Below are 26,746 nucleotides of genomic sequence, written 5' to 3' on the forward strand. Positions count from 1 at the left end.
CAAACGTACTGCTGCAAATTCAACCACGAAAGGCCAACACGCCCTAATAATAAAAATAACAACAGGTGGATGTTAAGGATGACGAAAAAAGTAAAGTTCACGTCAACATTTGTTGATATTTCTAAACAGCTCAAACGTTTTGTATCGCGCATTGTTCAACCCGACGATGTAGAAGATATTGTGCAAGAAACTTTTGTAAAAAGCTATGAAGCTGATTTAAAACAAGACATCCAGTTTACCCGCAGTTATATGCTAAAAACAGCAAAACATCTAGCACTCAACCATATAGCTAAGTGGGACAATAAATTTAATGATTCGTTAGAAAACGATAACGAATTGCCCGTATTACTCAAATCAATGAAGCTCGAAGACGAATACACATCTAAAGAGCGTTTCTTACTTTTTTGTAGAGCTACTGAGCAACTAAGCTCATCGATTCGTAAATGCTTTATATTAAAAAAAGTTTACGGTATGAGCCAAAAAGAGATAGCAGACCAAATGCAGTTAAGCCAAAGCACTGTTGAAAAACACATTGCCAAAGGGTTGTTACAAACCATGTTGTACATGCGTGAACATGAGCAAAGCCCTCAAACGAATCCTAAAGCTCAGGCACATCCTATATCAGTTAAGAGGGTCGCAGAATGAGTAATGTTCATCAATTTAATTCAAAAGATTTAATCTTAGAAAAGTCATGTGATTGGATAAGCGCGATTGATCGTGGTTTAACTGATGATGAAAAAGAGCAATTTAAATTATGGATGATGCAAAGCACCGCACATCAAGACTCTATATACGAGCTTGCTCAGCTTTGGGATGAGCTTTCAGTATTAAACGAATTAAGTCATTTATTTCCTCAGCGAAACAATACTAAAACATCAAAAAACAAGTGGATTTTTTCTTACTCAATTGCAGCGAGCTTATTTGCAGCGTTAATGGTATGCAGCTACTTATTAATTAATTTAGAAAATGGCTACAACCAAGAGCTTGCAAAAGTTAATTACACTAAAATTTACAAAACAAAAGTAGGCGAGCAAGCAACGTATGTGTTGCCAGACGGCACCATAGTACAGCTTAATACTAATAGCTTACTAGAAGTTGCTTATAGTAAAGGCCGCAGGCAGTTATTACTTAGTCGTGGGGAAGGGCGCTTTAATGTAGCAAAAGATGCCACGCGTCCATTTAGTGTTATGGCTGGTGATAAAAGTTTTACCGCGTTAGGCACGGTATTTAATGTACAACGCAATACTTCATCAGATTTAGAACTGGTGGTTACTGAAGGCAAAGTGATGATCACCGACCCAAGTGTAGCGGTTGATGCAAATGACTTTAAAGATTATCAACTTGCAGATAATAGCACGCAAAAAATTCGTCAAATTAATGCCAATATTGTTACCTCAGGCGAAAAAGCAGTTATTGAGCAAAGTGTTACAAAGCCAATTACGCAGCTTTCAATGAACGACGTACAGCGCGATTTGGCATGGCAAAACGGTATGCTTATTTTTAATGGAGAAGAGCTAAGCGATGCTTTAAATGAAGTAAGCCGCTATACAGCCACACGTTTTGAGCTTTCATCAGCTGAGCTTGCCAGTATTAAAGTGGCTGGAGTATTTAAAGCCGGTGACGTTGAAGGTTTACTAGAAAGTTTACAAACTAATTTTTCGATTGATCATGAGCGTTTAGGTGAGCATGTAGTAACGCTAAAACACCATACAGAATCATAAGTAGACGTTATGCAAATCAAACTAATGTTAGATAAAGTTGCATCAATAAAGATTGAACGTAAAAAAAACATTAAAAAAAAGAAACAAACCCATAGAGGATTTTTGTTTGTCAGCTGTTTATATAAGTTGCGCAGTAACCAAACGCATTTATTGAGTGGATTTAGTGTGCTTGCACCGGCTATTTTTAGTTTAAGTGTACAAGCAGCAACACAAACCACTGGGCAAATGGTGCAATTTGATATAAAAGCGCAGCGAGCAGACAAAGCCTTAATTGAATATGCTAAACAAACAGAGCAAACCGTGGTGTTTTCTTATGAGTTGGCAAAGCAGTATGACGCAAATTCAGTTTATGGATTTTACACTCAGCTAGATGCTCTAGAGGCATTATTAGGTGGGACTGAGCTCGATGCGGTTGTTGATCAAAATGGTTTACTGAGTATAAAACTCAAACAAATCAACAGGAATGATAACAACATGATGAAGCTTTCAGCGGTCAGTGCAGCAGTATTACCAGCTTTACTTGCAGTAAATTCGCAAGGTGTAAACGCAGCAGAAGAAGTCGCTCAAGAAAAAATTGAAAAAATTGCTATTGTCGGTAGCCGTGTAGCAGGACGTTCAGTTGAAGATTTACCCGTTCCAGTAGATATCTTAAGTGCTGAAGCGCTTGAAAATACAGGCCAAACAGAAGTTGGTCGTATGCTACAGTCTATCGCCCCTTCATTTAACTTTTCAAGCTCTGCAATTAGTGACGGTACTGATGCTTTAAGACCTGCGACACTTCGCGGTTTGGGCCCCGATCAAACATTGGTGTTAATTAACGGCAAACGTCGTCACCAAGCAAGTATTATTCATATTAATGGCTCTGTTGGGCGTGGTACCGCAGGTACTGACATGAATGCAATTCCAGCCTCTGCAATTAAACGCATTGAAGTATTACGTGATGGCGCTGCTGCTCAGTATGGTTCTGATGCAATTGCAGGTGTTATTAATATTGTGCTCAAAGATGGTAGTGAAGGTGGTAAAGCGGCTATTAACTACGGTCAATATTCTGAAGGCGATGGCGAAACCATTAACCTTGATTTTAATAAAGGCTTTGCGCTAGGTGATGACGGTTATTTAAATACAACTATTAATTACCGTGACCGTGCACCCACTAACCGTGCCGGTTTACATGGCTCTTGTCAGTTTTATGGTTGTACAGAACTAAGTGACGGCACTTTACTTGCTGGTGATCCGCGTGAGCTGACAGCCGATCGTGATACCTTTAGAATTGGTGATGCTGACTCTCAGCAGTTTGGTTTAACAATTAATACCGGTTACGAGTTAGGTGATGGCGAGCTTTACGGCTTTATTACTTACTCAACACGTGAAAATGAGTCGGCTGCATTTTTCCGTCATAATGCAAATGCAGGTGGTAACCCAGTACTACAAGATAACGATGCGACGATTCCGCTAGGTTTCTTACCAAAAATCAACACAACTATCGACGATATCTCGTACAATTTTGGTTATAAAACTGAATTTGATAACGATGCAAGCCTTGATTTATCTTACACCTATGGTGAGAACAGCATTGATTACACTACAAGTGACACTATCAATGCCTCATACGCTAACTTTTTACGTTATGACCAAGGCTTAAGTGCAGCTGATATTCGTACAACTATTCCACGTGAAGCGTACGCTTACGGCATGGAATTATCACTGCAAACAATCAATATTGATTTTACGCAAAACTTTGATGATTATTCGTTAGCGATGGGTGCTGAAATACGTACTGATGAATACCGTATTTTAGAAGGTAATGAATATGCGTACCGCGATTACGACACATTAAATGGTGTAAGTATTTACAGCGGTTTAAGTGGTGGTGTTGGCTCTGAAGATGCATCGGGTGGTTCACAAGGTTTTGGTGGTTCATCACCTGCGTCTTCAGTGGATGAGTCACGTGATGTAATTTCATTTTACGTAGATGCAGAAGCTTATGTAATTGAAGATGTGATTTTATCTGGTGCACTTCGCTACGATAACTACAAAGGTTTTGGCGATACAGTAAACTTTAAACTTGCTGGTAACTGGTCTATAACCGACGATATTTCATTACGTGGTGCATTAAGCTCAGGATTTAGAGCGCCTTCAATGCAGCAGCTTTACTTTAATAACGTAAGCACACAATTTGTTGTTGATACTAATGGTAATTTAGTTGCAGAAGAAGTTGGTACATTTAGAAATGATTCAACACTTGCGCAAAGTTTAGGTATTCCAAAACTTAAAGAAGAAAAATCACAAAACCGTAGTTTAGGTATTGTGTATAACGTTACCGATAATATTAATGTAACCGTTGATTACTACTCGATTGATATTGACGACCGTATTGTAATTAGTGATCGCTTAGGTAAAGGGTTATCTACAAGCCTTGATGCAGCACTAAACAGTGCTGGTGCTGGCGTAGGGCAGTTTTTCTTAAATGGTGCTGATACAGAAACTCGTGGTGTTGATTTTGTAGCAACGTGGAACACCGAAGGTTTAGGCGGCACGCTTGATTTTACACTTGCAGCTAACTTTACCAAAACAGATGTTGTATCGTTGTTCTCTCCTGCTGGCTCAAGCCTTGAGACAGTAAAAGTAGAAGATATATTCTCAGCTGAAGACATCTCTATTATAGAAGAGTGGCAACCAGAGGACCGTATTAACTTAAGTGCGCTTTATCAACGTGATGATTGGACTGTTAACCTGTCACTTAATCGTTTTGGTGAATACACAGTAGAAGATGGCGGTCGTCAAACGTATGGCGCAGAAATTTTAACTGACGTTAAAGTTAACTACTTCGTTACTGAAGATTTATCAGTAAATATTGGTGCAAATAACTTGTTCGATGTTTACCCAGATAAAAATGAAATAGGTAACTCTCGCTCAGGTACTATTGTGGATGCTAGTGGCAACACAGTAATAAGTAGCTCAGGTGTGTTTGACTACTCACGTCGTTCGGCTCCGTTTGGATTTAACGGTGCTTACTACTACGTAGGTGCAGAATACCGTTTTTAATTACTAACCTAAACTCTGGTTAAGATATTTAAACTTTGATTTCTCTAGCCAGAGGTTTTCAGTGAAAACAAGGCGAATTTACGCGTCAATAGCTGGCCTATTGCAATTAAATTCAACGCAGTTAACGCTGAAAATAGCTGCTAGAGATAGATTTATTAGCCAGAATTTAGGTTAAGCAACTCTCCCTTTTGTTATTTAACTCAAAGGGCCGTAAGGCCCTTTTTTTGGTTTTAGCTTGGGCTGATTCTATTTAGAAATCAAACTTATTGGATAATCATCGTATTGCTTAATATTATTCATTACATTCATTAAAGTATTATGTGTACTGTTTTCGTCTGCGGTTATAAGTACCGAACTTATTTCATATTCAGCCGCGAACATAGCTAAATTAGTTGCAACTTGCTCTAAATCAATTAACCTCCCCGAAAAATATACTCCGTTACTTTCATCAATTCTAAATAAAGCATTTTTAACAGGCTTATCTATTTGAGGGCTGTCGAGTGGTCGGTTTAATTCAATAGCCACAGGTTTTACAAAAGATGTAGTTACAATAAAGAAAATTAGTAAAATGAACACTATGTCTAACATCGGGGTCATATCTACATCAGCATTATTTTGTAGTTTGCTTTTCATATTGGACCTTATTTTTAATTAAATGCTGCGGCGCCACAGCAAGGTTTTAGGTACCTATTAACAAAATTAGCACAGCAAAAATAAAGCGTGGTTAAATAAACATTCTAATAACATTAAATATTTGTACTAATTATGTATTTAATATGTGGTGAAATAAGGTGGTGTTTATACCGATCTGCTTAAATATGGGTCTATTTAGCATCGTTATAATGTAATTCAATTCGTTAAATTGCTTAAAAAAATATGTAGATTGGTATTAGAGGCAATAAAAAACCCAGCTCGAGGCTGGGTTCTAGTTATGCGCTATGTAAGCTTAATGCTTTTGCATACGGCTCATTTCTGCATGGCAGCTTTGCATTGTTAATAATGTTTTAGCCAGTGCAGCTTCGCAGTCAGCTGGTTGCGGTTTATCCATTGCTGCTTTAATTTCTTCAAGGGTTTTATCTTCTACCTCTTCAAGCTCTTTTACATACGTGCTGTCGTTGTGTGAGGTAAAAGTAGTCAATAGGGCTGTGTACGCACGTCGTGCTTCAACTGCGAAAGATGAGCCATCTTCGCGTTCGCCTTTTTCATTAATTGCATATGGCTGCAAGCGCTCAACACTCACTTTTCGGGCATCAATCATACGCTGAAAAAGTGCACCAATAGCAGGGTCTTCAACTTTTTCCTGTGCTTTTTGATAAAAATCTATGCCGCTGTTCATAACTTGAATGATGTCAGTAATATGATTTACTTCTGATCCTTGATGGGTGTTCATAATGACCTCTTTAATTAAATGAATGTATAGTTCAATCTAATAAAAGCAATGTATGTTCCACGTTTCAATAGTTATGTAGTTATTTGATTTTATTGGTTTAATTTTATTTTAGTAAGATGCTAAGTTAACAGGCTAAAATTAACCTAGCAATTTTTACATTATATTGTGTAATAAAGTTATTTTAGCTCTTCAGCTACTTCAGCTACTTTTTGACGTAACCAAATGTGACTCGCGTCGCGATGTAACAGTGGGCTCCAAATCATATCAAGCTCAAAAGGAGGGATTGGAAATGGTGGCTCTAAAATTTTAAGCCCCGGATCATCTAAATATATATTTGCGGCTTTTGAAGGAAGGGTCGCAATTAAATTTTTCTCTTTAGCTAAATGGATTGCCACATGGTAGTTACGCGTAAAAGTGGCAATATTACGATGCTTACCAAAGTGAGCAAGTGCTTCGTCAACCCAGCCAAGTTTTTGCACATCTTTAGGGTCCATACCTACACCTACACCAAAACCTGTTTTGCTTACCCATATATGGCGCGCTTTTAAATAGCTGTCGAGACTAAAGTTTTCAATTATAGGATTATCGGCTTTTACTAAGCAGCAAAAACTATCTTTCCAAATACGTTTATGATGAAAAGACTGAGGTAAGTTTTCAAAACGGTTGATTGCCATATCTACTTTACCGTTTTCTACATCATGAAAGGTGACATCACTTGGTGTGAGTATATCTAAAGTAGTATCAGGGGCTTCTTCGTGCAATTTACTTAAAAGCTTTGGTGCTAATGTACTTGCAGCGTAATCACTGGCCATTATTCTAAACACACGCTTACTTTGGCTTGCCTCAAATTCTCGATTAGGAGCTAGAGTTTCTTCAAGCGTCATTAATATGCCACGAATAACGGGTTGTAACTCCAAAGCACGCTCGGTAGGCACCATACCATCGCTGGTACGAACTAAAATAGGGTCGTTAAATAAGTTACGAAGACGTTTAAGGCCATTACTCATTGCAGGTTGCGTTATACTCAATTGATTAGCAGCGCGTGTTACGCTGCATTCTCGAAGCAATGTATCGAGGTAAACGAGTAAATTTAAATCTATTTTACTTATATTCATTGTGTGTGTCCTTTAGCGCTTACCAGTGGTGAATAAAGCGCTGTGCTGTCGGGTATGGGTAAATATGACTTACCTGACCATTTTTTATATTTTGTTGTGCCTGCTTCCAAAAGCTAACATCTATAAGCTCAGGATGAGTACTGAGTAAAAACTTTTTATACATAGGGTTTGGCATTACAAATGTACAAAGTTGCTCAGGAAATACGTCCTGTGGTGCAACAGAGTAACTTTGTTCATTCATTAGATAGTCGTCATAGCTCTTTGCTTTTGGTAATGCTCTAAAGTTCATATCGGTTAGATATTGAACTTCATCGTAATCGTAAAAAATAATACGTTTGTGCTTACTTACACCAAAGTTTTTTAAGAGCATATCACCAGGGAATATATTAACAGCAATCATTTCTTTTAGGGCTTGCCCATATTCTTCAATCGCGTCGGCGACACTTTCTTCATCAGCATTTTCTAAAAACAAGTTAAGAGGTGTCATGCGCCGTTCAATATACAAATGCTTGATGATCAACCAATCGCCCTCAATTATCATTGATGAGCCAATTGTTTTATGTAATTGCGCAAGTAAATTACTATCAAAACGCGCTAAAGGAAATACGACGTTAGAATACTCTATGGTATCGGCCATTCTGCCAACGCGATCATGATTTTTTACCAGTTGATAGCGTTTTAATACGGTATCACGGCCAAAGGGTTTACTCTCACCAAATTTGTCTTTTATTACTTTAAAAACATAGCCAAATGAGGGGAGGGTAAATACCATCATCACCATACCGGGAGTCCCCGGTGCAATTGTAAACTCATCACTAGAGTGAGATAAGTGATTTAAAAACTCTCGGTAAAACTCAGTTTTCCCCTGCTTATGAAAACCCACTGCGTTATAAAGTTCAGCAAGTGTTTTGTTTGGCATAAGTTGATTTAAAAATCGAACAAGTGCTGAAGGTGCGTGTGTCTCTACCATAAAATAAGCGCGGGCAAAGCCAAAAATAACACGCATTTGAGATGACTTAGTTAAAAGTGCATCTAAATATAATCCGTTATCTTCATCGTGTAATACAGCGATTATAAAGGGCTGAACCCCACTTTTTGAAACAACACGACCAACAATATAGGCTGCTTTATTACGATAAAAAGGTGTGTGTAAAATATCAAAGCGCATTTGCCAAGGTTGGTGATGTGTATCGGGGGCTTGTTTATAAAAAGCTTTAACAAGGAGGCGAATATCACGCTCTAAATTTACAAATGGGGCCTTAAAATCAAAATGACTAATAATGCGTTTTATTGTTGGTTTGAGGCCATCAACTACAGGAAAGTATGTTCTATATTCTGCTTCTACAGGCACTGAAGGAGCATCTTTTAAGGTTGCTTCTACAAATATAAAGTCATTATGAAAATAGCGCCTATGGTACAGCCGGCAAAATACAGAGTTATAAAAAGTTTCGGCGAGCTCTGCTTGGGGATGAAAACATAAAAAATGCTGGTATATCTTTTTAACTTCAAGCCATAGGCTTTCATCGAGTTGTTCGGTTGGGGTTTCTTTTTTTAGCGCTTGCGTGGTTTCGTTAACACGATCATCATAATAGCTGATACGCAAACGGCTGATATCATTAATTGCTTGCCAATCTTTTTTTGCAAAGGCAAGAGGGGCTTTGGCTGTTGTTTTTTGAAATAACTGATAGTGCCTTTTAAAACTCGTTAAAATTAATTCAGCAATATGGCGAGGTTGCATTTGCACTCCTTAAAAGTCCCTAGAGTTTATACTCTATTGTGTTAAGGGTATGTTATTTTAAGTTTAAAACCAAGATAAATGTTACTTACTAACTAAGAGTAACTTATTGGAATTGAGCTATCTTTTTTTCGAGAATTTTAATTTGTTTAGTCACAGCCGATACGTTTTTCTTATATGTTTTATTAATTATTTTTAGTTTTTTAGTAATGTCTTTAGTAATACGCTTTTTATCATCAATGGCTAAGATATGATTTAACCGCTCTTGTTGTTTGTATTCAGCACGCTCTTTATTACGATCAAGTATTGTTAGTTTATGGTTATTACTGCGAAGCTCTGCCTGTAAGCCAGATAGAAGCCTTTCACGCTCAAGTTCGTTTAGTTGTTTAGTGTAGTCAACCTTAGGACCAGAATACTGATTACCCGTTGTGTTAACTTTATAAGTCGTTGCTTCGTCGTCACAGGGGAGTTGAGAAAAGACAGTGCCTTTTTCTGTTACACATTTGTAGTAAGTGGTATCGCTAAAGCTAAAAAAACTGATAAGTAAAAAGCTAGAATGGAGAATATAACGAGAAGTTTTAAACATACATGTCATCCTTGGTTTTTATATCTAACAACAATATAAAACTATAACCTAGCTTGGTGGTATATCAAGCTAGGTTAGGATAACTGTTATTGGGTAAAGGTTTTGAGCTTTTTAATACTCTGTACTAAAAATGGTATATCTAAACCTTGTTCAATAGAAAAACCTTCAGCGGCAGAGATGTTTTTAAAGTTACCATCTGAATCTATTAAGGTAATCCTATCTTTTTTATAGGCTATAACAACACCCTGAGAGTAGTTCACGCCCATATCGTCTTTTTTCTTGTATAGATTAACGCCTAGCATTGTTTGCTTGGCAATAGCTTTGCAATTTAAATATTGCCCAACGCTTGTTGCAATTAAATCGCTAGGTTGAATTAGCCCATCTACTTTAGAAATACGTTTGTCAGAGCTGTATAAAGTTGAGGTGGTTACTACTTCTTGCTTGTTATTGGCAAGACTAAAAGCAAAAACCTGTGTTTCATCATCTCGAACAGTAGGGATATCACTCGCTTTAATTACTCGAATAGCACTAGAGCTATGTGCTTGATCATTAATAAAGCTTAGTTCTTCAATGCCAGTTACTTCAATGCTACGGCGCTGACTTTGCCAAACTGGGAGTGTCTGCTCGGTTAAAATTGCTGCTTTATAAAAAGCGGGTAAACCATACACTAAGCTAAATAACGTATCGTCATGATTTGTTGGCTGTAAAAACTGCTCTGTTTTGTGCATGTTTTTATTCTCGGCAACAAACTTTTCGAGTTGTTGTTGAGTTTCAAATACAAATATATCTACATTGGCTTGTGTGTAGTCCTCGCATTTTTCAAGCGGGCTTGGCATTTGATAACTAATATTTTGGTTATTAATTTTTACGTTGTGTGCTTGCTCGTAGCTTTCTATATCTAGCAGATCATTTTTAGCTAACAAGCTTTTAGCGGTAGTAGGGTATGAAAGTGGCAAAACATTATCTTGTTTTGTTACGTCAAAGTTTAAATTGGCGTCAGCCCAAATATGAATACTGTGGCTAAGCGAAAAACACACGATTAAGAAAGAAATTGCGTAACGTGCAAATTTATATTGCTTTAAACGCTCTAGGTGGTGCCATGTGTAATTACTAACAAGTAGCTGAAAGCCTAAAATAACAACAACAATACCACTGGCTAAAATGGTTGTTAAAGCAGGAGAGCTTGTTAAACGATGCCACAACAATGAAATGATTTCAGGTAAGGCAGATATACTTAGGTGATAACCTAAATTAACATACACATAAGCATCAAGAGTAAGCAATGATGCGCCTACAGTGGCTATAACAGCGGCCATGCCACGAATGTGTCGTGGGTAGGGGAATATTAAACTAAGCGGAAATACCGTCAGCACAAACGCTAAAAAGGCTATAAAACTAGTGTGGCTTAGCCAAGTAACTAGCATATAGGTAATGCCTAAAAAGCTTGTAGGTGGCGAGTCTGCAAATAAATAGCTTAAGCTAATAAGCAGGGCTAAGCCGATATTGGCAAAGGTAAACCAATGCCCCCAACTTAGCAGCTGACTCGCTTTTGATGAAAATTGATTGTGCTGCGATAAATTCATAAATTTTACTTAACCGACTGCGCGAGCGCTTTTGCAAAGTTCTCGGTTACGGCTTGTCTTTTCCCTGTTGGTACATGCTCTTTTAAGATATGCGTGATAGAATTTCCTAAACACATAAGACTTAAATCAACCGGCGCATTGTGTTTAGTTAGCACATCAATAAGCTGATCGACGATTTGTTCTACTTCTTCATTAGAGTATTTTGATAAGATTGGCATTAGTTGGTTCAATAAAATAGTTATATTCTCGTATTTTAACACTAGAGGCGTGAAAAACAAAGATGACAACAGACGTTAAAAAATTAGTCGTTCACTATGTAGACAAAAAAGACGACGATACGCAAATTCACCTTCGAAATGATGAGATGGTAATTAACGATAAAGTAGCCATTTTTATCGAACAATTACATCATGCATACAATGGTAAACCTGGTAAAGGTTATTGTGCTTTCAGTGGTGACAAAAACAGTGTTGTAGCATCTGCAATGCAAAGTTACCGTAATGATGAGTTAGGCTTTTGGCATATGACCGAGCAAGCCTCAACGGTTTTAAAAGAAGAGCTTGATAAGTATGCATTTAGTGAAACAGGCTATTTAGTATTTTGTCATTACCAGTACGTTGCAACTGATTACATGCTAATTGCGATGATTAACATCAAAGAGCATTATTCTATGACCTCAGAGCTTGATTTAGCCGCTTCTCGTCATTTAGACATATCACGCATGCAACTTGCTGCTCGTATCGATTTAACAGCGTGGGATACACAAGCTGACGACAACCGTTATATTTCATTTATAAAAGGGCGAGCTGGACGTAAAGTTGCTGACTTTTTCTTAGACTTTTTAGGTTGTGAAGAGGGTATTGATTCAAAACAGCAAAGCCAAGTAATGCTTAGCGCAGTAGAGGATTATTTATCTGAGCAACAATTTGATAAATCAGAAAAAGACGATTTACGTAAACAAGTTTTTGACTACTGTAATGACTGTGTGACAACTGGTGAAGATGCCAGCGTAAGCGAGTTATCTGCAACGCTTACAAAAGGCGATGACAGCCCGTTTGATAGTTTTTGTAAAGAGCAAAGTTACGATCTAGAAGAAACTTTCCCTGTTGATAAAAAAACCGTAACCAGCATGGTTAAGTTCTCAGGTCTTGGAGGTGGTGTGAGTGTAAGCTTTGAACGTAAGCACTTAGGTGAGCGCGTAACTTACAACGAGGCAACTGACACGCTTGTAATTAAAGGTATTCCGCCAAACTTAAAAGATCAGTTACAACGTTTTATGGAAAGTGAAAGCGAGTAAATTTCACAAGTTAAAAAGCTGATTTAAGAGCGCGGTATTTATATCGCGCTTTTTTGTATCGGTATATAAATTCGTTGCATCGGAAAAAACCTTAAATATTTATTTCAGATAGAGAAGTGAAAGAGGAGTAAATGAGAAAACACAAGTCATGCTTTCTTGGCAGGCTTAGCTTTTTTACTACCTCTAAAAGCGCAGCGTCTCTTTACCTCTTTGTGAATAAATCGCTTATTGTGGGCGTGAAGAAACTTTAATAATTATTCAAATCATATAAACAAAAAAGCCCCGCTATTTATTAAATAGCGGGGCTTTTAAATGAATGTTAGTTATTAATCAACACTCATTGTTTTAGTCATTGCAGAACTTGCACGACCAGCAGGTTTGATAGAACCCGCACGTAAACCACTATCTGGCACTAGTTCACGTTTATCGTGAGCCATTGCTACAGACGTATGTTTCACTTCGCTATCAGCTACAGGAGTAGGCTGTGCCATTGGCGCACTTGCTGACCCTTGAGTAACCGCTGTTTTAACATGCGGTGCTGATTTTTCAGTTTTCACTTTTGCTTCAACTTTAGCAGGCTCTTCAGTTACTACTGGTGTTTCAGCTTTAGCAGACTCTTCAGTTGCTACTGGCGTTTCAACTTTAGCTGGCTCTTCAGTGGCTACTGGCGTTTCAACTTTAGCTGGCTCTTCAGTTGCTACTGGTGTTTCAACTTTAGCAGGCTCTTCAGTTGCTGCTGGTGTTTCAACTTTAGCAGGCTCTTCAGTTGCTACTGGTGTTTCAGCTTTAGCTGGCTCTTCAGTTGCTACTGGCGTTTCAGCTTTAGCAGGCTCTTCAGTTGCTACTGGCGTTTCAGCTTTAGTAGGCTCTTCAGTTGCTACTGGTGTTTCAACTTTAGCAGGCTCTTCAGTTGCTACTGGTGTTTCAACTTTAACTGGCTCTTCAGTGGCTACTGGCGTTTCAGCTTTAGCCGGTTCTTTAGCTTTTACTGGCTCTTCTACAGCTTCCACCTTTGCTAAGTCTTCAACCGCAACTGCTTGCTCAACTTGTTGCGACGCATCTACCGGTGTTTCTTCTGATTTAGCTTTAAGTTCTGCTTCGTATTCTGCAGCAGCTTGATCAGCAACTGGAATAAATGCAGGGGCTTCATCAGATTTAACTTCTGCTTCACCTTCAGGGCGACGACGACGTTGACCAGATGCACGAAGATGACGAGGAGAACGACGTGAACGTGTACGTGTTTGCTCTTGTTCGTCTTCAGTAGTTGCTGTTTCATCGTTAGAATCAACAACATCAACTTTCTCTTCTTTAATGTGAGCTGTTTTTTCTGCCGGAGTTTGCTTTTGCTTTTCTACAGCAGGAGCTTGCTCTTGAACTTGTTGAGTTTCAGTAACAGCCGTTTGCTCAGGTGCTTGCTCTGTTGAGTTAGCTTGCTCAGCTTTTTCATCTTGCAGACGTACTTTTTTACGTATGTTACGACGTTGACGGCGAACTTTAGGCTTCTGCTCTTTAGGCTCTGCAGCTTGTGCTGGCTTAGAATCAGTTTCTACTTCCGCCTTTGCAGGGGCTTCAGTTTTAACTTGATCTTTATCTTGGTTTTTATGCTCTGGGCGCTTACGAGAGTTAGGATTACGACGGCGCTTGTTGCGGTTCTCGCTTCTCTCTTGAGTCTCGGTGCTTGCTGCTGAGTCAGTTTTAGCTTCCTCTTCAGCGGCTGAACGCTCATTGCGCGGTTTGTTAGTGCGTGGGTTATTATTACGACGACGTTGATTGTTATTACGACGACGATTATCGTTACCACGACGCGCATTGTTGCGCGTTTCTTGCTGCTCTTTTTCTACAGCTTCTTTTTTCTCTTCTTCAGATTCACTTGCAAATAACGACTTAAACCAATTACCAATAGCAGCTAGTAAGCCACCTTCAGTTTTAGTTTGTGCTACCGCAGCAGGTTCTACGGCTTTAGCTGGCGATGCTTGTGGAGCAGGAGTAGAAGGCATTACCACGCCTTTTAGCATCGGCTCTTCACGGACTGGCGCACTAGGAGATTTTGACATCTCGAATACTTCAGGCTCCGGTGCAACAACTTGTCCGTAACTTACAGTTTCAAGTGTTTCGTCTTTACGTAAGCGCATAACTTCATAATGTGGTGTTTCCATATGTTGATTTGGAATAATCACTACGTCACATTTATGATGTTTTTCAATGCGATGAACACTACGACGTTGCTCATTTAATAAATAAGCAGCAACAGCAACAGGCACTTGTGCATTTACTTGTGCTGTATTGTCTTTAATTGCTTCTTCTTCAATTAAGCGAAGAATTGAAAGTGCTATTGATTCGTTTGAACGAATAGTACCTTGGCCACTACAACGTGGACATGGGCCTTGGCTTGCTTCACCTAATGAAGGACGCAAACGCTGGCGCGACATTTCAAGTAAACCAAAGCGTGAGATTTTACCAATTTGAACGCGAGCACGGTCTGGGCGCGCTGCATCTTTTAAACGATTCTCTACTTCACGTTGATGGCGTGGAGGAGTCATATCAATAAAGTCGATTACAATTAAACCACCTAGGTCACGAAGACGTAATTGACGTGCAATTTCATCGGCCGCTTCTAAGTTTGTATTAAGTGCTGTCTCTTCAATATCGCCGCCTTTAGTTGCCTTAGACGAGTTGATATCAATAGATGTCAGTGCTTCAGTAGGGTCAATTACAATTGAACCACCAGAAGGAAGACGTACTTCACGCTGGAATGCAGACTCAATTTGGCTTTCAATTTGGTAATGTGTAAATAAAGGCGTGTCACCTTGATAAAGCTTAACACGGCTCATAAAGTCAGGACGAAAACGCTCAATGTGCGCTTTAGCTTCTTCAAAAACACGTGGTTTATCAATTAAAATTTCGCCAATGTCACGACGTAAATAATCGCGTATTGCGCGGAAAATCACGTTGCTTTCTTGGTGAATCAAAAACGGTGCTTTAGCACTATCGGCTGCTTGTTTAATTGCGTCCCAATGTACTAATAGTGCTTTTAAATCGTAGTTAAGTTCTTCAAATGACTTACCAACACCCGCTGTACGAACAATTAAGCCCATACCTTTAGGTAGTTCTAAACGACCTAATGCTTCTTTAAGTTCAGTTCGCTCATCACCTTCAATACGACGAGAAATACCGCCAGCACGAGGGTTATTAGGCATAAGAACTAAATAGCTACCAGCAACACTGATAAAAGTAGTTAACGCTGCGCCTTTTTGGCCGCGTTCTTCTTTATCAACTTGTACTATTACTTCTTGACCTTCTTTTATTACGTCGCGAATGTTAGGGCGACCATGAAAAGTGTAACCTGCAGGGAAGTAAGTACGTGCAATTTCTTTTAAAGGAAGGAAACCATGGCGGTCAGCACCGTAATCAACAAATGCTGCTTCAAGAGATGGTTCAATGCGAGTGATTTTGCCTTTATAAATATTGGCTTTTTTCTGTTCGTGACCTGGGCTTTCGATATCTAAATCATAAAGGCGCTGGCCATCAACCAGTGCTACGCGCATTTCTTCTTGCTGCGTTGCATTGATTAGCATACGTTTCATATTGTTACTCTACTTATTTATGTCGCTGACATGACGATGTTTTTCTCGCCTGTTCAGTTGTCCCTATTTTTAGAATGTGCAGCCTCACGACTGGGTCTTTAACGGAACGGCTCTGTATCTCGTATGCAGTATTTTAAATGCTGGCAAACAATAGCGATTATTACCGCTATTAAATTCTTAATGGTGCTAAAACTGTCGGCTTTTCAGCTACGTTTACAAGTTTTACCCAGAAGTCGGCCTGTCATATTAATCTTACTAAATATCATTCATATTAGGCGCGTAGGGCTCATTAAGTTGGTGAGCAATACATACTGATGTATCGCTAATATCCGTTTTAAGAGCAAAAATCGCTGCCGATGTTAATGAACGCTTATTTATTAGATTTTTTTAATTCTAAATAAGCTGCTGTACGGTACTACAATAATTGAGCTAGTGCTGAACGACGTTTTTTACGTCGTCACTATCAGACAAATTATCTGTTCATTGCTTTCTCTAGCACATTAAAAATCGCTTCATGTTCAAACTTAACCAGCAATATATTACGCGCATTGCCGTTAATTGATCGCACGTGTTAACTGAGGAGGCATAAAAGCTTTGGAAAACTTAACTCGGATCTGTATGATCGGCTACCCAGAATGTGCATCACGAATGTTTTAATGTGTTAAAAAGCACCGTTGTTATTTGCAAATACTAAATATTTGCGCTGCTGATTATCCCACTATTATTACAGTGTTAGCAACTAAATTATTTTACTTAAATTAGTGATTAGGCAATGTCAGAAAAAAACGACTTACAAGTAACTTATGTCACGATCAATGAAGACCATTTAGGTCAGCGTATTGATAACTTTCTTATTACCCATTTAAAAGGGGTGCCTAAAAGCGCTATTTATAAACTTTTGCGCAAAGGTGAGGTACGCGTTAATAAAAAGCGTATTAAGCCTGTATATAAACTACAGCTTGACGATGTACTGCGTATTGCACCTATCAGAGTTGCTGAGCGTGAAGAGTTTGTACCATCAAAGTTAGACAAAGTAACTCGCCTAGAAAACGATATTTTATTTGAAGATAAATACCTTATCGTCATAAATAAACCTTCAGGTATGGCTGTTCATGGTGGCAGTGGTTTAAGTTATGGTTTAATTGAAGCGCTGCGCGCGCTTCGCCCAGAAGAGCGCAGCCTTGAGCTAGTACATAGGCTTGACCGTGATACTTCGGGCTGTTTACTTATAGCAAAGCGCCGTTCGGTGTTAACAGCATTGCATGAACAACTTCGTGAAAAAACCATGGAAAAAAATTACTGGGCACTTGTAGAAGGGCAGTGGGACTCTAAAACTAAAAACGTTACTGAAGGGCTACGTAAAAACACACTTAAATCGGGTGAACGCGTAGTACGTGTAGATAACACTGAGGGCAAGCCTTCGCATACGCGTTTTAAAGTACTTGAACGTTTTAACGATTGCTCACTTGTACAAGCATCTCCTGTTACAGGACGTACGCACCAAATTCGTGTTCATACGCAATGTAAAGGTCATCCCATCGCGTGCGATGATAAATACGGTGACCAGGGGTTTGATGAATCTATGCGTAAAGTTGGGTTAAACCGATTATTTTTACATGCACACGATTTAAGTTTTTATCATCCTAAAAACGAAACAACGATGCGTATTGAAGCGCCCCTTGATAAAACGCTTAAAAATACATTACTAAAATTACGAGACGCAAAACAGTGATTGCAGTGACGCCAATTAAAAAATATAAGCTCGTCATTTTTGATTGGGACGGCACCGTTATGGATTCAGTCACTAAAATAGTTAACTGTATTCGTAGTAGTGCTGAGTCACTTAATTTAGTGGCGCCAAGTGACGAAGCCATTAAAAACATTATTGGTATGTCGCTTGAAAAAGCAATTGATGTTTTATTTCCCGATAATGTGGCGCAGCATCAAGCGCTAATTAAGGGGTATAAACACCAATACAGTGTGGATACTACTCCCACGCCTGTATTTGCTAATGTTGTCAGCGTTTTAAATGCCTTAAAAGAGCAGGGCATTGTTTTAGCGGTTGCAACAGGTAAAGGTCGAGATGGATTAGAACGTTTGCTTGATCAAAGCCAACTTAGACATTTTTTTAGTGCAACACGTATTAGGGCCTGTTGACCTTTCAGGATTAAAATTTGCTCAATCTAGGGGCGATTTAATCGCGGCGTGAGGTTTGTAACCTAGTGGGCTAAGTAAAAACCGAGCAACAAAGAGTAAATCGCCCCTAGGCAGAACCCTTCGGGCAGCGCATGTTTGGCATTTATGCTGCGTTATCGCCTATTTATGGGGAATAACCACACTACATAGGCTCTGCCTTGCCTAAATACCAAACAGTCTGCTGCAAATTTAACCTCGAAAGATAAACAGGCCCTAGCGACGACGCACTGTCTAAGCCGTCTGCGGATATGCTGTATCAATTACTTGAAGAACTTGGCATAAGCGCTCAAGACGCTGTAATGATTGGTGATACCCAAATAGACATGACAATGGCAAAAGCTGCAGGCATGGATAGAATTGGCGTAACAATGGGTGTACATAACGCACAGCAGCTAAATAAGCTTAGCCCTGTTGCAACGGTAGATAATTATCTGCAATTGCAACAGGTTTTGCTTGGCTAATTTATTTAACTAGAGCTTGTTTTGAGCAGTAAGTACATCAATACCAAACTCAGCCAGTAATTGGCTGAGTTTAATTAATGGTAATCCAATTAAGCTATTAGGATCGTCTCCGCTTAGTTTTTCAAATAAACAGATACCCAACCCTTCACTTTTAAAGCTGCCAGCACAGTTATAAGGCTGCTCTGCGTCGCAATAAGCACTAATTTGTGCGTCACTTAGGGTTTTAAACGTCACATTAAAAGGTTCTACGCAGGTTTTTTTTGTTCCAGTTACAATATCGTAAACACAAAGCCCAGTTAAAAATGTTACAGTATTACCGCTAAATAAATTTAGTTGTTTTAGAGCATTTTGTTTATTGTGCGGTTTACCTAAAATTTGATTGTTAAACACAGCGACTTGGTCTGATCCAATTGCTAACCCTTTTTTAAAGTGTTTATTAGCTGCTGAGGCTTTTAACTCACTTAAACGCTTAACCAGTTCAGTAGGTGTTTCGCATTCAAGTGCTGATTCGTCAACGTCGGGTGAAAACGTATCAAAGGGTAAATTAAATTTTTGTAATAAAGACTGCCTAAAAGGCGAGCTTGACGCTAAAATGAGTGGAAGCTTCATGGACTGTTTTCCTACGATAATTCAGATTGAGTTAGGATAAATCAGATCCGAGAGTAAAACACGTTAAAAACCAAGTAAAAATGGTTTTTTACTTTGACTAACAAACTAACTATCTATATGATGCAGCCCCTATGCAAAAGGTGAAAATTCCCATCACTCTTCATCCAGGCAAAGCAGCGCAGCACCGTTTAAAGTATGACGGAATTGTACCGCTTGAAAAACTTACTCGTTTAGAGAAAGTTGTGCAGGAAGAAGTAGGTGAAATAGCGGTAAAAATACATTGCAAAAACGATGATCAAGGTTTCGCTGTGATTAGAGGCAATTTGTCCACACATGTTACTGTCATTTGTCAACGTTGTAATGGTGATTTAGGGTTGGATTTGGTTCAAGACTTTGCATATTCACCAGTAGGTGAAGATACAGAGTTAGATATTTTTCCTGAAGACTACGACGAAGTAGCACTTGATGAAAATGGTGAAGTTAACGTTTTTGATTTAATTGAAGACGAACTAATTTTAGCAATTCCATTAGTGGCTACCCACAACGAAGCTTCATGCAGTTATTCAGCAAAGCCTGCCAGCTTTGGTGTATTAAAGGCGGAAGATGATAAACCTAATCCATTTGATATTTTGAAACAACTTAAGAAAGATTCTTAGGAGAAGACTATGGCTGTACAAAAAAGCAAAAAGTCTCGTGCAAGACGCGGCATGCGCCGTTCACACGATGCGATCAGTGGTCCAACTTTAACTGTAGATCAAACATCTGGTGAGACTCATCGTCGTCACCATGTGACTGCAGATGGTTACTACAAAGGCGTTCAAGTAATTTCTAAATAAGAGATTACTTATATGCTGAAAGATCTAACCATAGCGTTAGATATGATGGGGGGCGATTACGGCCCCCGTTCATCTATTCCTGCTGCCGTTCATGCGGTAAACGCTCATGCCAATTTAAGTCTCATTTTATGTGGCAATGAAGACGTTATATCTAAAGAACTCGAATCCCTCGATTCTTTATCTCATCCAAGACTCATAATTCGTCACTGTAGTGAAATAGTCACTAACGCCTGCGAACCTGCAATTGCAGTACGTTCGAAAAAAGATTCATCTATGCGTGTTGCCCTTGATTTAGTTAAATCGGGCGAAGCACAAGCGTGTGTTAGCTCAGGTAATACCGGCGCTTTATTTTTTATGGCTCACTACGTATTAAAAATGCTGCCAGGTGTTAAACGTGCCGCACTCATTTCATCTGTTCCTACAGAAAGCCAAAACCCAGTATATTTACTCGACTTAGGTGCTAATGTGCACTGCGATGCGCAAATGCTGTATCAGTTTGGGATTATGGGCTCTGTAGTTGCTGGCCAAGCACTTGGCTGCGATAACCCTCGCGTTAGCTTATTAAATATTGGCGCTGAGGACATTAAAGGCCACGATGATATTAAACAGGCTGCACAATTAATGCAGCAAAGCCCACATATTAATTACATTGGTTACAGCGAAGGAAGTGATATTTTTTCTGGCAAGGCTGATGTTATTGTATGCGAAGGGTTTGTGGGTAACGTGGCGCTTAAAACATGCGAAGGCATTGCCAAGCTTATTATGAATAAGTTTACAGCTGCGCTCGAAAAGCACCTTTTGTATAAATGTATGGCGTTTATATTGCGTCCAATAATAAAAAAACTCTATAAAAGGGTGAACCCCGACCAGTATAACGGTGCTTCTCTGGTAGGATTGCGCGGTATTGTCGTTAAAAGTCATGGAAATGCGTCAGCTAAAGCATTTCAAGCAGCAATTGATGAAGCGGTAAAAGAGGTTGAACGTCAACTTCCTGATAAAATAGCCGCTATTTTCGAAAAAACACATTCTAAAGACACGGCGGTTAATCAATAATTGATGTGCCGTGTATTTCATTATTTATTTGTTTAATTAAAAAGAGCAAAGTATGGCACAAAAAATTGCACTTCTATTCCCAGGTCAAGGCTCGCAAAGCGTTGGTATGTTACAAGAGCTACTAGAGAGTTCTGACATTGTTAAAGCAACATTTGCAGAAGCATCAGATGCACTGGGTTACGACTTAGCAGAGCTAGTTCTTAATGGCCCAGAAGAAAAATTAAATCAAACTCATCGTACACAACCTGCATTATTAACTGCAAGTGTTGCTATTTACCGTGATTGGCTTGCAGCAAACCCAGATGCAGACGTTGTTATGGCCGGTCACAGCTTAGGTGAATATTCAGCACTAGTATGTAGCGACGTACTAAGCTTGAGCGAAGCTGTTAAGCTTGTTGAAAACCGTGGTTTATACATGCAAGAAGCTGTACCTGCAGGCGTAGGTTCAATGGCTGCGATTATTGGCTTAGGCGATGAAGAAATAAAAGCGGCATGTGCTGCCTCAGCGCAAGGTGAGGTTGTATCTCCAGTTAACTACAATTCTCCTGGTCAAGTTGTTATTGCAGGGCATAAAGCGGCAGTAGATAGAGCATCACAAGCATGTAAAGATGCTGGTGCTAAACGCGCATTACCACTTTCGGTTAGCGTACCTTCACATTGTGAACTAATGAAGCCAGCTGCTGATAAGCTAGCGGTAGACTTGGCCGCTTTAACATTTAATACACCTAAGTGTGATGTAATTAATAATGTTGATGTAAAAGCTGAATCGACCGCTGATGCAATTAAAGATGCACTAGTACGTCAACTATACAGCCCAGTTCGCTGGACAGAAACAGTACAAGCCTTGGTTGCACAAGATGTAACGCAAAGCTACGAATTTGGTCCTGGTAAAGTATTAACAGGGCTTGCTAAACGAATTGATAAAGCAATGGTTTGTGGCTCAGTAAATGATGCCGCTTCAATCGCTGCAGCTAAATAAGAGTATATAAAATGTCTAATTTATTTTCTTTAGAGGGCAAAATTGTCCTAATTACTGGCGCTAGCCGTGGTATTGGTAAAGCAATTGCAACAACATTAGTTGCGCAAGGTGCAAAAGTTGCAGGCACTGCAACAAGCGAGTCAGGCGCGGCTAAAATCAGCGAGTACTTAGGTGACAATGGTAAAGGTTATGCATTAAACGTAACGGATCCTGCATCTATTGAAGCGACACTTGCCGCAATAAAAGCTGATTTTGGCGATATTGACGTACTTGTTAATAACGCAGGTATCACACGTGACAACCTATTAATGCGTATGAAAGAGACTGAGTGGGACGATATAATCGACACTAACTTAAGCTCGATTTTCCGTTTATCTAAAGCGGTACTTCGTCCAATGATGAAGAAAAAGAAAGGTCGTATTATCAATATTGGCTCAGTAGTGGGCACTATGGGTAATGCAGGACAAGCTAACTATGCAGCGGCTAAAGCAGGCGTCATTGGTTTTTCTAAGTCACTTGCACGCGAAGTGGCATCACGTGGTATTACAGTAAACGTAGTAGCACCTGGTTTTATTCAAACTGATATGACTGATGATTTAACTGACGAGCAAAAAGCAGCAACACTTGCAAATGTTCCAGCAGGGCGTTTAGGCCAACCAGACGAAATTGCTGCTGCGGTATGTTATTTAGCATCTGACGCGGCTGCGTACGTATCAGGTGAAACTTTGCATGTAAATGGCGCGATGTACATGGTTTAATAACCATTGTACCCACATTATTACCTAATAAAGTTAAGTAAGTTACCTCAAAAACATTGAATTATTTGTGAACTTGCTTTAAACATACTTGAAATCGCTGCGAAAATAAGCGATAAAAGACAAAACACACACTCAGAGGTTTGACCAGACAATTATTTATGGTCAAATCATTGAATCAGAGAATTATGCCGCGTAAACTACGCGGCAATCTGAAAATAACGCATCGGCGTTTTTAATAAAGGAAAGAAGAATGAGCGATATCCAAGAACGCGTAAAGAAAATTATCATTGAACAACTAGGTGTTAAAGAAGAAGAAGTTAAAAATGAATCTTCTTTCGTAGATGACCTAGGTGCAGATTCTCTTGATACTGTTGAACTAGTAATGGCTCTTGAAGAAGAGTTTGATACTGAGATCCCAGATGAAGAAGCTGAGAAGATCACTACAGTACAAACTGCTATCGATTACGTAACAGCACACGCTGAGTAATTAATCGCACGTTAAAGGCAGCATCCGCTGCCTTTAATTTTTTATATCCAAACCACCTCAAAGTTCGTGATTCAAAACTTAAGCCTCAATGCTCAATTTTAGCTAAAAATTAATTTTGATTGTGTTATGCGTTTTTAATCTATTTTGGGACTAGCACTTTGAGGTAGCTTGGGTATGATCATCCCCTTGTAAAATATCCCTTATTGGAGGCAAACCGTGGCTAAACGTCGAGTCGTCGTAACTGGCTTAGGAATGTTGACGCCGCTAGGTAATGATGTTCAATCAACCTGGCAAGGCTTATTAGATGGCAAAAGTGGCATTCAAACAATAACCCACTTTGATACATCAAAATTTGGTACTAAATTCGCTGGCTTAATAAATGACTTTGATGCAACAGCATATATGTCAGCGAAAGATACTAAAAAAATGGACTTGTTTATTCAGTACGGCATTGCAGCGGGTGTTCAAGCCTTTAAAGATTCAGGCCTTGAAATTACTGAGCAAAACGCAACACGTATAGGTGTAGCTGTGGGCTCTGGTATTGGTGGCTTAACGCTTATCGAAGAAAACCACATTAAGCTATTAAATAGTGGCCCGCGCAAGTTATCGCCATTTTATGTGCCGTCTACCATTATTAATATGATCTCAGGTCACTTATCAATGATGCATGGACTTCGTGGTCCAAATATTTCAATTGTAACTGCCTGTACTACTGGTTTGCATAATATTGGCCATGCCGCGCGCATGATTGCCTACGGTGATGCAGATGCAATGGTTGCAGGCGGTGCAGAAAAAGCCTGTACCCCAATTGGTATGGGTGGCTTTAATGCTGCACGTGCACTTTCAACTCGCAATGACGATCCACAAGCGGCTTCTCGCCCTTGGGATAAAGACCGCGATGGCTTTGTGCTTTCTGACGGTGCAGGTGTTGTTGTAGTTGAAGAGTACGAACATGCTAAAGCTCGTGGCGCTAAAATTTATGCTGAGCTTGTTGGCTTTGGTATGAGCGGCGATGCGTACCACATGACATCACCACCAGAAGATGGTGCAGGTGCTGCCCTTGCAATGCAAAACGCACTAAATGATGCGCAAGTGAACGCTGAGCAGATTGGTTACATTAACGCACACGGTACATCTACAAATGCAGGCGATAAAGCAGAAACTGCCGCTGTTAAGTCTATTTTTGGTAATGCAGCCAAAGATGTAATGGTCGGCTCGTCTAAATCGATGATGGGTCACTTGTTAGGTGCTGCAGGCTCGGTTGAATCGATTATTTCGATTTTATCACTGACAGATCAAAAAGTGTCGCCAACTATCAACCTTGATAACCCAGACGAAGGGTGTGACTTAGATTATATTGCTCACACTGCACGTGATGCAAAGTTAGACTTTGCACTGTGTAACTCGTTCGGTTTTGGTGGTACTAATGGCTCGTTGCTATTTAAAAAGGTATAATCTTTTTTAACAACGAATCAAATTATAAGAGCTCAGTTGTTTAACTGGGCTTTTTTTATATGCCAAATAAAATGCAAACAATAATAGCAGTAGATCAAAACAGCACTTTAAGTACGCGTGACAGAGGCTTAAATTACGGTGACGGCTTTTTTACAACGGCTAAAGTTGTTAATGGGCAAGTACAGTATTGGGCTCATCATAAAGCGCGTTTGATTGAATGCGCACAGCGCTTGGGTTTTCCTGAGTTAGATTTTAATAGTCTTGAAAATCAAATTGCTTTGCATATAAACGCTGCACCACTAAACGTGCTTAAAATACTGGTAACGCGAGGCGAAGGCGGACGTGGTTATGGGCTGCCAAGTGAGTGTAATGTCACTATTTTATTGAGTGTATTAGATTACCCTAGTAATTACGAAGCGCTTGTTAAAAAAGGTGTAAATCTAGAAGTAAGCCCAATTAAATTAGCAGCACAGCCTTATTTAGCGGGTCTTAAAACACTAAACCGGCTTGAGCAAGTACTAGTTAAAAAAGCAATGCAAACGCAAAACTGCGACGATGTGTTAGTGCTTGATTACAATAACAATGTAATTGAAGCTTCTGCAGCTAATATTTTTGCGATTAAAAATAAGTGTGTGTTTACGCCATTGCTTGATGAGTGCGGAATAAAGGGCGTTTATCTACAATCGTTATGTGATAAATTGCCTGTTGAATTTAAACGCGTGAAAGTAGAAGACTTAACCCAAGCAGACGCCGTATTTGTGTGCAATAGCTTAATGGGAGCAGTACCTGTAAAACGTATTGAGCAACAGGTATTTAATACAGATGAAAGCCACGCATTACTAACTAAATTATTAGCCAAGGAGGCTGAGTGTTAAAAGTTATTTTATCGGTACTTTTTTTAGCTGTTATAACCACTGCTGTTGGTTACCAGCAATTACAAGCAACAATAAATAGCCCGTTAAAGGTAGCACAAAACACACAATTTGAAGTTAAGCATGGCACTGGCTTTAATAAGTTATGCCAACAATGGCAAGCTAATAACTGGGTAGAAAGTTGTTGGCGTTATCAGGTAATTGCCAAATTAGATCCCACACTTACCGACTTAAAAGCGGGGCTTTACGAGCTAACAGCCGATAGCGTTATTAACAACGTAAAAAAAATTAACCAAGGTCAGCAAATTAGTTTTAGTTTTACCATAATTGAAGGGCAAAACTTACGTGAAGTACTAAGTGCTATTAAAAAAGCTGATAATTTACAAAACGATTTAAAAGCTGACGAACTAAGTACTCAAATACTGGGTAATGACACGCACTTAGAAGGCTGGTTATTCCCCGACACTTACCATTATCATAATAACGATACTGCAAGCAGTGTATTAAAACGTGCAGCACAAAAAATGCAGAAAACGTTAGATGATGCTTGGCAGCAGCGCGGTGCTAATCTACCCTATAAAACAGCATACGAAGCACTAATAATGGCTTCAATTATTGAAAAAGAAACAGGCCTTGCCAGCGAGCGTCCGTTAATTGCATCAGCGTTTGTTAATCGATTAAACACTAATATGCGCCTGCAAACCGATCCAACCGTAATATACGGATTAGGCGCTGACTTTGATGGTGATATTAAACGTAAAGATTTGCGCGATTATACGCCTTACAATACGTATCGTATTAATGGTTTACCGCCAACACCGATTGCAATGCCATCAAAAGCCGCTATTTTAGCTGCAGTTAATCCGCCGCAAAGTGAATACGTTTACTTTGTATCAAAAGGCGATGGTAGCCACCAATTTTCAACCACGTTAAAACAGCATAACGCAGCAGTTAAAACGTATATATTAAATAAAAAGAATTAAT

General features: G+C 39.3%; 24 protein-coding genes and 1 pseudogene. 16 read left to right on the plus strand and 9 right to left on the minus strand.

Going from position 1 to position 26,746, the window contains the following annotated elements; translation table 11 throughout:
* Window positions 1-78 precede the first annotated feature (78 nt).
* The 3 genes from JG479_RS06355 to JG479_RS06365 are packed head-to-tail and all read left to right on the plus strand — an operon-like array spanning window position 79 to window position 4,766.
* Window positions 79-645: an RNA polymerase sigma factor gene (locus tag JG479_RS06355; RefSeq protein WP_002961494.1), complete on the plus strand. Its 567-nt coding sequence runs from the start codon at window positions 79-81 to the stop codon at window positions 643-645.
* On the plus strand, window positions 642-1,721 hold the full coding sequence (locus tag JG479_RS06360; protein WP_200220147.1) for a FecR family protein: 1,080 nt from the start codon (window positions 642-644) through the stop codon (window positions 1,719-1,721). The genes JG479_RS06355 and JG479_RS06360 overlap by 4 nt, the downstream gene beginning before the upstream one ends.
* A gap of 9 nt (window positions 1,722-1,730) precedes the next feature.
* Window positions 1,731-4,766, plus strand: a complete 3,036-nt coding sequence (locus JG479_RS06365) for a TonB-dependent receptor plug domain-containing protein (RefSeq protein ID WP_039490065.1) — start codon at window positions 1,731-1,733, stop codon at window positions 4,764-4,766.
* Window positions 4,767-5,012: 246 nt separating this feature from the next.
* Here JG479_RS06365 and JG479_RS06370 read toward each other — a convergent pair whose 3' ends face one another.
* From JG479_RS06370 to JG479_RS06400, 7 genes are all read right to left on the minus strand, one after another.
* A complete protein-coding gene (locus tag JG479_RS06370) occupies window positions 5,013-5,399 on the minus strand; it encodes an ExbD/TolR family protein (protein ID WP_200220148.1) in 387 nt (128 codons plus the stop codon).
* Between the two features lie 313 nt (window positions 5,400-5,712).
* The gene (locus tag JG479_RS06375; protein ID WP_002961486.1) at window positions 5,713-6,156 is read right to left on the minus strand and encodes a ferritin-like domain-containing protein; all 444 of its coding nucleotides are present in this window, start codon (window positions 6,154-6,156) and stop codon (window positions 5,713-5,715) included.
* A gap of 176 nt (window positions 6,157-6,332) precedes the next feature.
* Window positions 6,333-7,271 (minus strand): LysR family transcriptional regulator, encoded by a 939-nt coding sequence (locus JG479_RS06380; protein ID WP_200220149.1) that lies wholly within the window; start codon window positions 7,269-7,271, stop codon window positions 6,333-6,335.
* A 19-nt stretch (window positions 7,272-7,290) separates the two neighbouring features.
* Window positions 7,291-9,009 (minus strand): bifunctional isocitrate dehydrogenase kinase/phosphatase, encoded by a 1,719-nt coding sequence (aceK, locus tag JG479_RS06385; RefSeq protein WP_200220150.1) that lies wholly within the window; start codon window positions 9,007-9,009, stop codon window positions 7,291-7,293.
* Between the two features lie 103 nt (window positions 9,010-9,112).
* Window positions 9,113-9,592: a DUF4124 domain-containing protein gene (locus tag JG479_RS06390; RefSeq protein ID WP_024596961.1), complete on the minus strand. Its 480-nt coding sequence runs from the start codon at window positions 9,590-9,592 to the stop codon at window positions 9,113-9,115.
* Between the two features lie 86 nt (window positions 9,593-9,678).
* On the minus strand, window positions 9,679-11,175 hold the full coding sequence (locus JG479_RS06395; RefSeq protein WP_200220151.1) for a DUF3413 domain-containing protein: 1,497 nt from the start codon (window positions 11,173-11,175) through the stop codon (window positions 9,679-9,681).
* Between the two features lie 5 nt (window positions 11,176-11,180).
* Window positions 11,181-11,393 carry a DUF1414 domain-containing protein gene (locus JG479_RS06400; RefSeq protein WP_002961475.1) on the minus strand — a complete coding sequence of 71 codons (213 nt, stop codon included), beginning with the start codon at window positions 11,391-11,393 and terminating at the stop codon, window positions 11,181-11,183.
* 62 nt (window positions 11,394-11,455) lie between these two features.
* On the opposite strand from JG479_RS06400, the gene yejK reads away from it, so the two are divergent.
* Complete coding sequence (yejK, locus tag JG479_RS06405; protein ID WP_200220152.1) at window positions 11,456-12,472, plus strand: nucleoid-associated protein YejK; 1,017 nt, start codon at window positions 11,456-11,458, stop codon at window positions 12,470-12,472.
* A gap of 326 nt (window positions 12,473-12,798) precedes the next feature.
* Here the strand turns inward: yejK and rne are convergent, their stop codons facing one another.
* Window positions 12,799-16,056, minus strand: a complete 3,258-nt coding sequence (rne, locus tag JG479_RS06410) for a ribonuclease E (protein WP_149602842.1) — start codon at window positions 16,054-16,056, stop codon at window positions 12,799-12,801.
* Between the two features lie 772 nt (window positions 16,057-16,828).
* Between rne and rluC the strand changes: the two genes are divergently transcribed.
* The 3 genes and pseudogenes from rluC to JG479_RS06425 all read left to right on the plus strand — a co-directional run bounded on the left by rluC (window position 16,829) and on the right by JG479_RS06425 (window position 18,713).
* A complete protein-coding gene (rluC, locus tag JG479_RS06415; protein ID WP_002962392.1) occupies window positions 16,829-17,788 on the plus strand; it encodes a 23S rRNA pseudouridine(955/2504/2580) synthase RluC in 960 nt (319 codons plus the stop codon).
* A pseudogene (locus JG479_RS06420) lies at window positions 17,785-18,198 on the plus strand (HAD hydrolase-like protein); the annotation flags it as partial. The gene rluC and the pseudogene JG479_RS06420, both read left to right, overlap by 4 nt.
* A 302-nt stretch (window positions 18,199-18,500) precedes the next feature.
* Window positions 18,501-18,713 carry an HAD family hydrolase gene (locus JG479_RS06425; protein ID WP_081709153.1) on the plus strand — a complete coding sequence of 71 codons (213 nt, stop codon included), beginning with the start codon at window positions 18,501-18,503 and terminating at the stop codon, window positions 18,711-18,713.
* A gap of 9 nt (window positions 18,714-18,722) precedes the next feature.
* On the opposite strand, the gene JG479_RS06430 is transcribed toward JG479_RS06425, so the two are convergent.
* Window positions 18,723-19,322: a Maf family protein gene (locus tag JG479_RS06430; RefSeq protein WP_154903353.1), complete on the minus strand. Its 600-nt coding sequence runs from the start codon at window positions 19,320-19,322 to the stop codon at window positions 18,723-18,725.
* A 131-nt stretch (window positions 19,323-19,453) separates the two neighbouring features.
* Between JG479_RS06430 and yceD the strand changes: the two genes are divergently transcribed.
* The 9 genes from yceD (at window position 19,454) to mltG (ending at window position 26,745) form a co-directional block, all read left to right on the plus strand.
* The gene (gene yceD / locus JG479_RS06435; RefSeq protein ID WP_007375269.1) at window positions 19,454-19,978 is read left to right on the plus strand and encodes a 23S rRNA accumulation protein YceD; all 525 of its coding nucleotides are present in this window, start codon (window positions 19,454-19,456) and stop codon (window positions 19,976-19,978) included.
* Between the two features lie 9 nt (window positions 19,979-19,987).
* A complete protein-coding gene (gene rpmF, locus JG479_RS06440; RefSeq protein ID WP_002962381.1) occupies window positions 19,988-20,158 on the plus strand; it encodes a 50S ribosomal protein L32 in 171 nt (56 codons plus the stop codon).
* 12 nt (window positions 20,159-20,170) lie between these two features.
* The gene (plsX, locus tag JG479_RS06445; RefSeq protein ID WP_002962380.1) at window positions 20,171-21,211 is read left to right on the plus strand and encodes a phosphate acyltransferase PlsX; all 1,041 of its coding nucleotides are present in this window, start codon (window positions 20,171-20,173) and stop codon (window positions 21,209-21,211) included.
* A gap of 52 nt (window positions 21,212-21,263) precedes the next feature.
* On the plus strand, window positions 21,264-22,190 hold the full coding sequence (gene fabD, locus JG479_RS06450) for an ACP S-malonyltransferase (protein ID WP_039490050.1): 927 nt from the start codon (window positions 21,264-21,266) through the stop codon (window positions 22,188-22,190).
* A gap of 11 nt (window positions 22,191-22,201) precedes the next feature.
* A complete protein-coding gene (fabG, locus tag JG479_RS06455) occupies window positions 22,202-22,948 on the plus strand; it encodes a 3-oxoacyl-ACP reductase FabG (protein WP_002962378.1) in 747 nt (248 codons plus the stop codon).
* Between the two features lie 250 nt (window positions 22,949-23,198).
* A complete protein-coding gene (gene acpP, locus JG479_RS06460) occupies window positions 23,199-23,435 on the plus strand; it encodes an acyl carrier protein (protein WP_002962377.1) in 237 nt (78 codons plus the stop codon).
* Between the two features lie 216 nt (window positions 23,436-23,651).
* The gene (gene fabF, locus JG479_RS06465) at window positions 23,652-24,890 is read left to right on the plus strand and encodes a beta-ketoacyl-ACP synthase II (protein ID WP_002962376.1); all 1,239 of its coding nucleotides are present in this window, start codon (window positions 23,652-23,654) and stop codon (window positions 24,888-24,890) included.
* Between the two features lie 59 nt (window positions 24,891-24,949).
* Entirely contained in the window at window positions 24,950-25,765 is an 816-nt protein-coding gene (gene pabC / locus JG479_RS06470; protein ID WP_200220153.1) for an aminodeoxychorismate lyase, read from the plus strand.
* Window positions 25,759-26,745: an endolytic transglycosylase MltG gene (mltG, locus tag JG479_RS06475; RefSeq protein WP_200220154.1), complete on the plus strand. Its 987-nt coding sequence runs from the start codon at window positions 25,759-25,761 to the stop codon at window positions 26,743-26,745. The genes pabC and mltG overlap by 7 nt, the downstream gene beginning before the upstream one ends.
* The last annotated feature ends 1 nt before the right edge of the window (window position 26,746 follow it).

It is taken from the genome of Pseudoalteromonas sp. LC2018020214 (genome assembly GCF_016598755.1).
In the GTDB taxonomy this organism is placed as follows: Bacteria; Pseudomonadota; Gammaproteobacteria; order Enterobacterales; family Alteromonadaceae; genus Pseudoalteromonas; species Pseudoalteromonas distincta.

Bases quoted from the DNA above. Each gene is read 5' to 3' on its own strand.
- rpmF (WP_002962381.1), top strand. From the start codon at position 19,988: ATGGCTGTACAAAAAAGCAAAAAGTCTCGTGCAAGACGCGGCATGCGC.
- yejK (WP_200220152.1), top strand. From the start codon at position 11,456: ATGACAACAGACGTTAAAAAATTAGTCGTTCACTATGTAGACAAAAAA.
- JG479_RS06400 (WP_002961475.1), bottom strand. From the start codon at position 11,393: ATGCCAATCTTATCAAAATACTCTAATGAAGAAGTAGAACAAATCGTC.
- acpP (WP_002962377.1), top strand. From the start codon at position 23,199: ATGAGCGATATCCAAGAACGCGTAAAGAAAATTATCATTGAACAACTA.
- JG479_RS06390 (WP_024596961.1), bottom strand. From the start codon at position 9,592: ATGTTTAAAACTTCTCGTTATATTCTCCATTCTAGCTTTTTACTTATC.
- JG479_RS06370 (WP_200220148.1), bottom strand. From the start codon at position 5,399: ATGAAAAGCAAACTACAAAATAATGCTGATGTAGATATGACCCCGATG.
- aceK (WP_200220150.1), bottom strand. From the start codon at position 9,009: ATGCAACCTCGCCATATTGCTGAATTAATTTTAACGAGTTTTAAAAGG.
- JG479_RS06365 (WP_039490065.1), top strand. From the start codon at position 1,731: ATGCAAATCAAACTAATGTTAGATAAAGTTGCATCAATAAAGATTGAA.
- pabC (WP_200220153.1), top strand. From the start codon at position 24,950: ATGCCAAATAAAATGCAAACAATAATAGCAGTAGATCAAAACAGCACT.
- JG479_RS06360 (WP_200220147.1), top strand. From the start codon at position 642: ATGAGTAATGTTCATCAATTTAATTCAAAAGATTTAATCTTAGAAAAG.
- JG479_RS06375 (WP_002961486.1), bottom strand. From the start codon at position 6,156: ATGAACACCCATCAAGGATCAGAAGTAAATCATATTACTGACATCATT.
- JG479_RS06355 (WP_002961494.1), top strand. From the start codon at position 79: ATGACGAAAAAAGTAAAGTTCACGTCAACATTTGTTGATATTTCTAAA.
- plsX (WP_002962380.1), top strand. From the start codon at position 20,171: ATGCTGAAAGATCTAACCATAGCGTTAGATATGATGGGGGGCGATTAC.
- yceD (WP_007375269.1), top strand. From the start codon at position 19,454: ATGCAAAAGGTGAAAATTCCCATCACTCTTCATCCAGGCAAAGCAGCG.
- fabG (WP_002962378.1), top strand. From the start codon at position 22,202: ATGTCTAATTTATTTTCTTTAGAGGGCAAAATTGTCCTAATTACTGGC.
- JG479_RS06395 (WP_200220151.1), bottom strand. From the start codon at position 11,175: ATGAATTTATCGCAGCACAATCAATTTTCATCAAAAGCGAGTCAGCTG.
- fabD (WP_039490050.1), top strand. From the start codon at position 21,264: ATGGCACAAAAAATTGCACTTCTATTCCCAGGTCAAGGCTCGCAAAGC.
- JG479_RS06425 (WP_081709153.1), top strand. From the start codon at position 18,501: ATGCTGTATCAATTACTTGAAGAACTTGGCATAAGCGCTCAAGACGCT.
- JG479_RS06430 (WP_154903353.1), bottom strand. From the start codon at position 19,322: ATGAAGCTTCCACTCATTTTAGCGTCAAGCTCGCCTTTTAGGCAGTCT.
- JG479_RS06380 (WP_200220149.1), bottom strand. From the start codon at position 7,271: ATGAATATAAGTAAAATAGATTTAAATTTACTCGTTTACCTCGATACA.
- rne (WP_149602842.1), bottom strand. From the start codon at position 16,056: ATGAAACGTATGCTAATCAATGCAACGCAGCAAGAAGAAATGCGCGTA.
- rluC (WP_002962392.1), top strand. From the start codon at position 16,829: ATGTCAGAAAAAAACGACTTACAAGTAACTTATGTCACGATCAATGAA.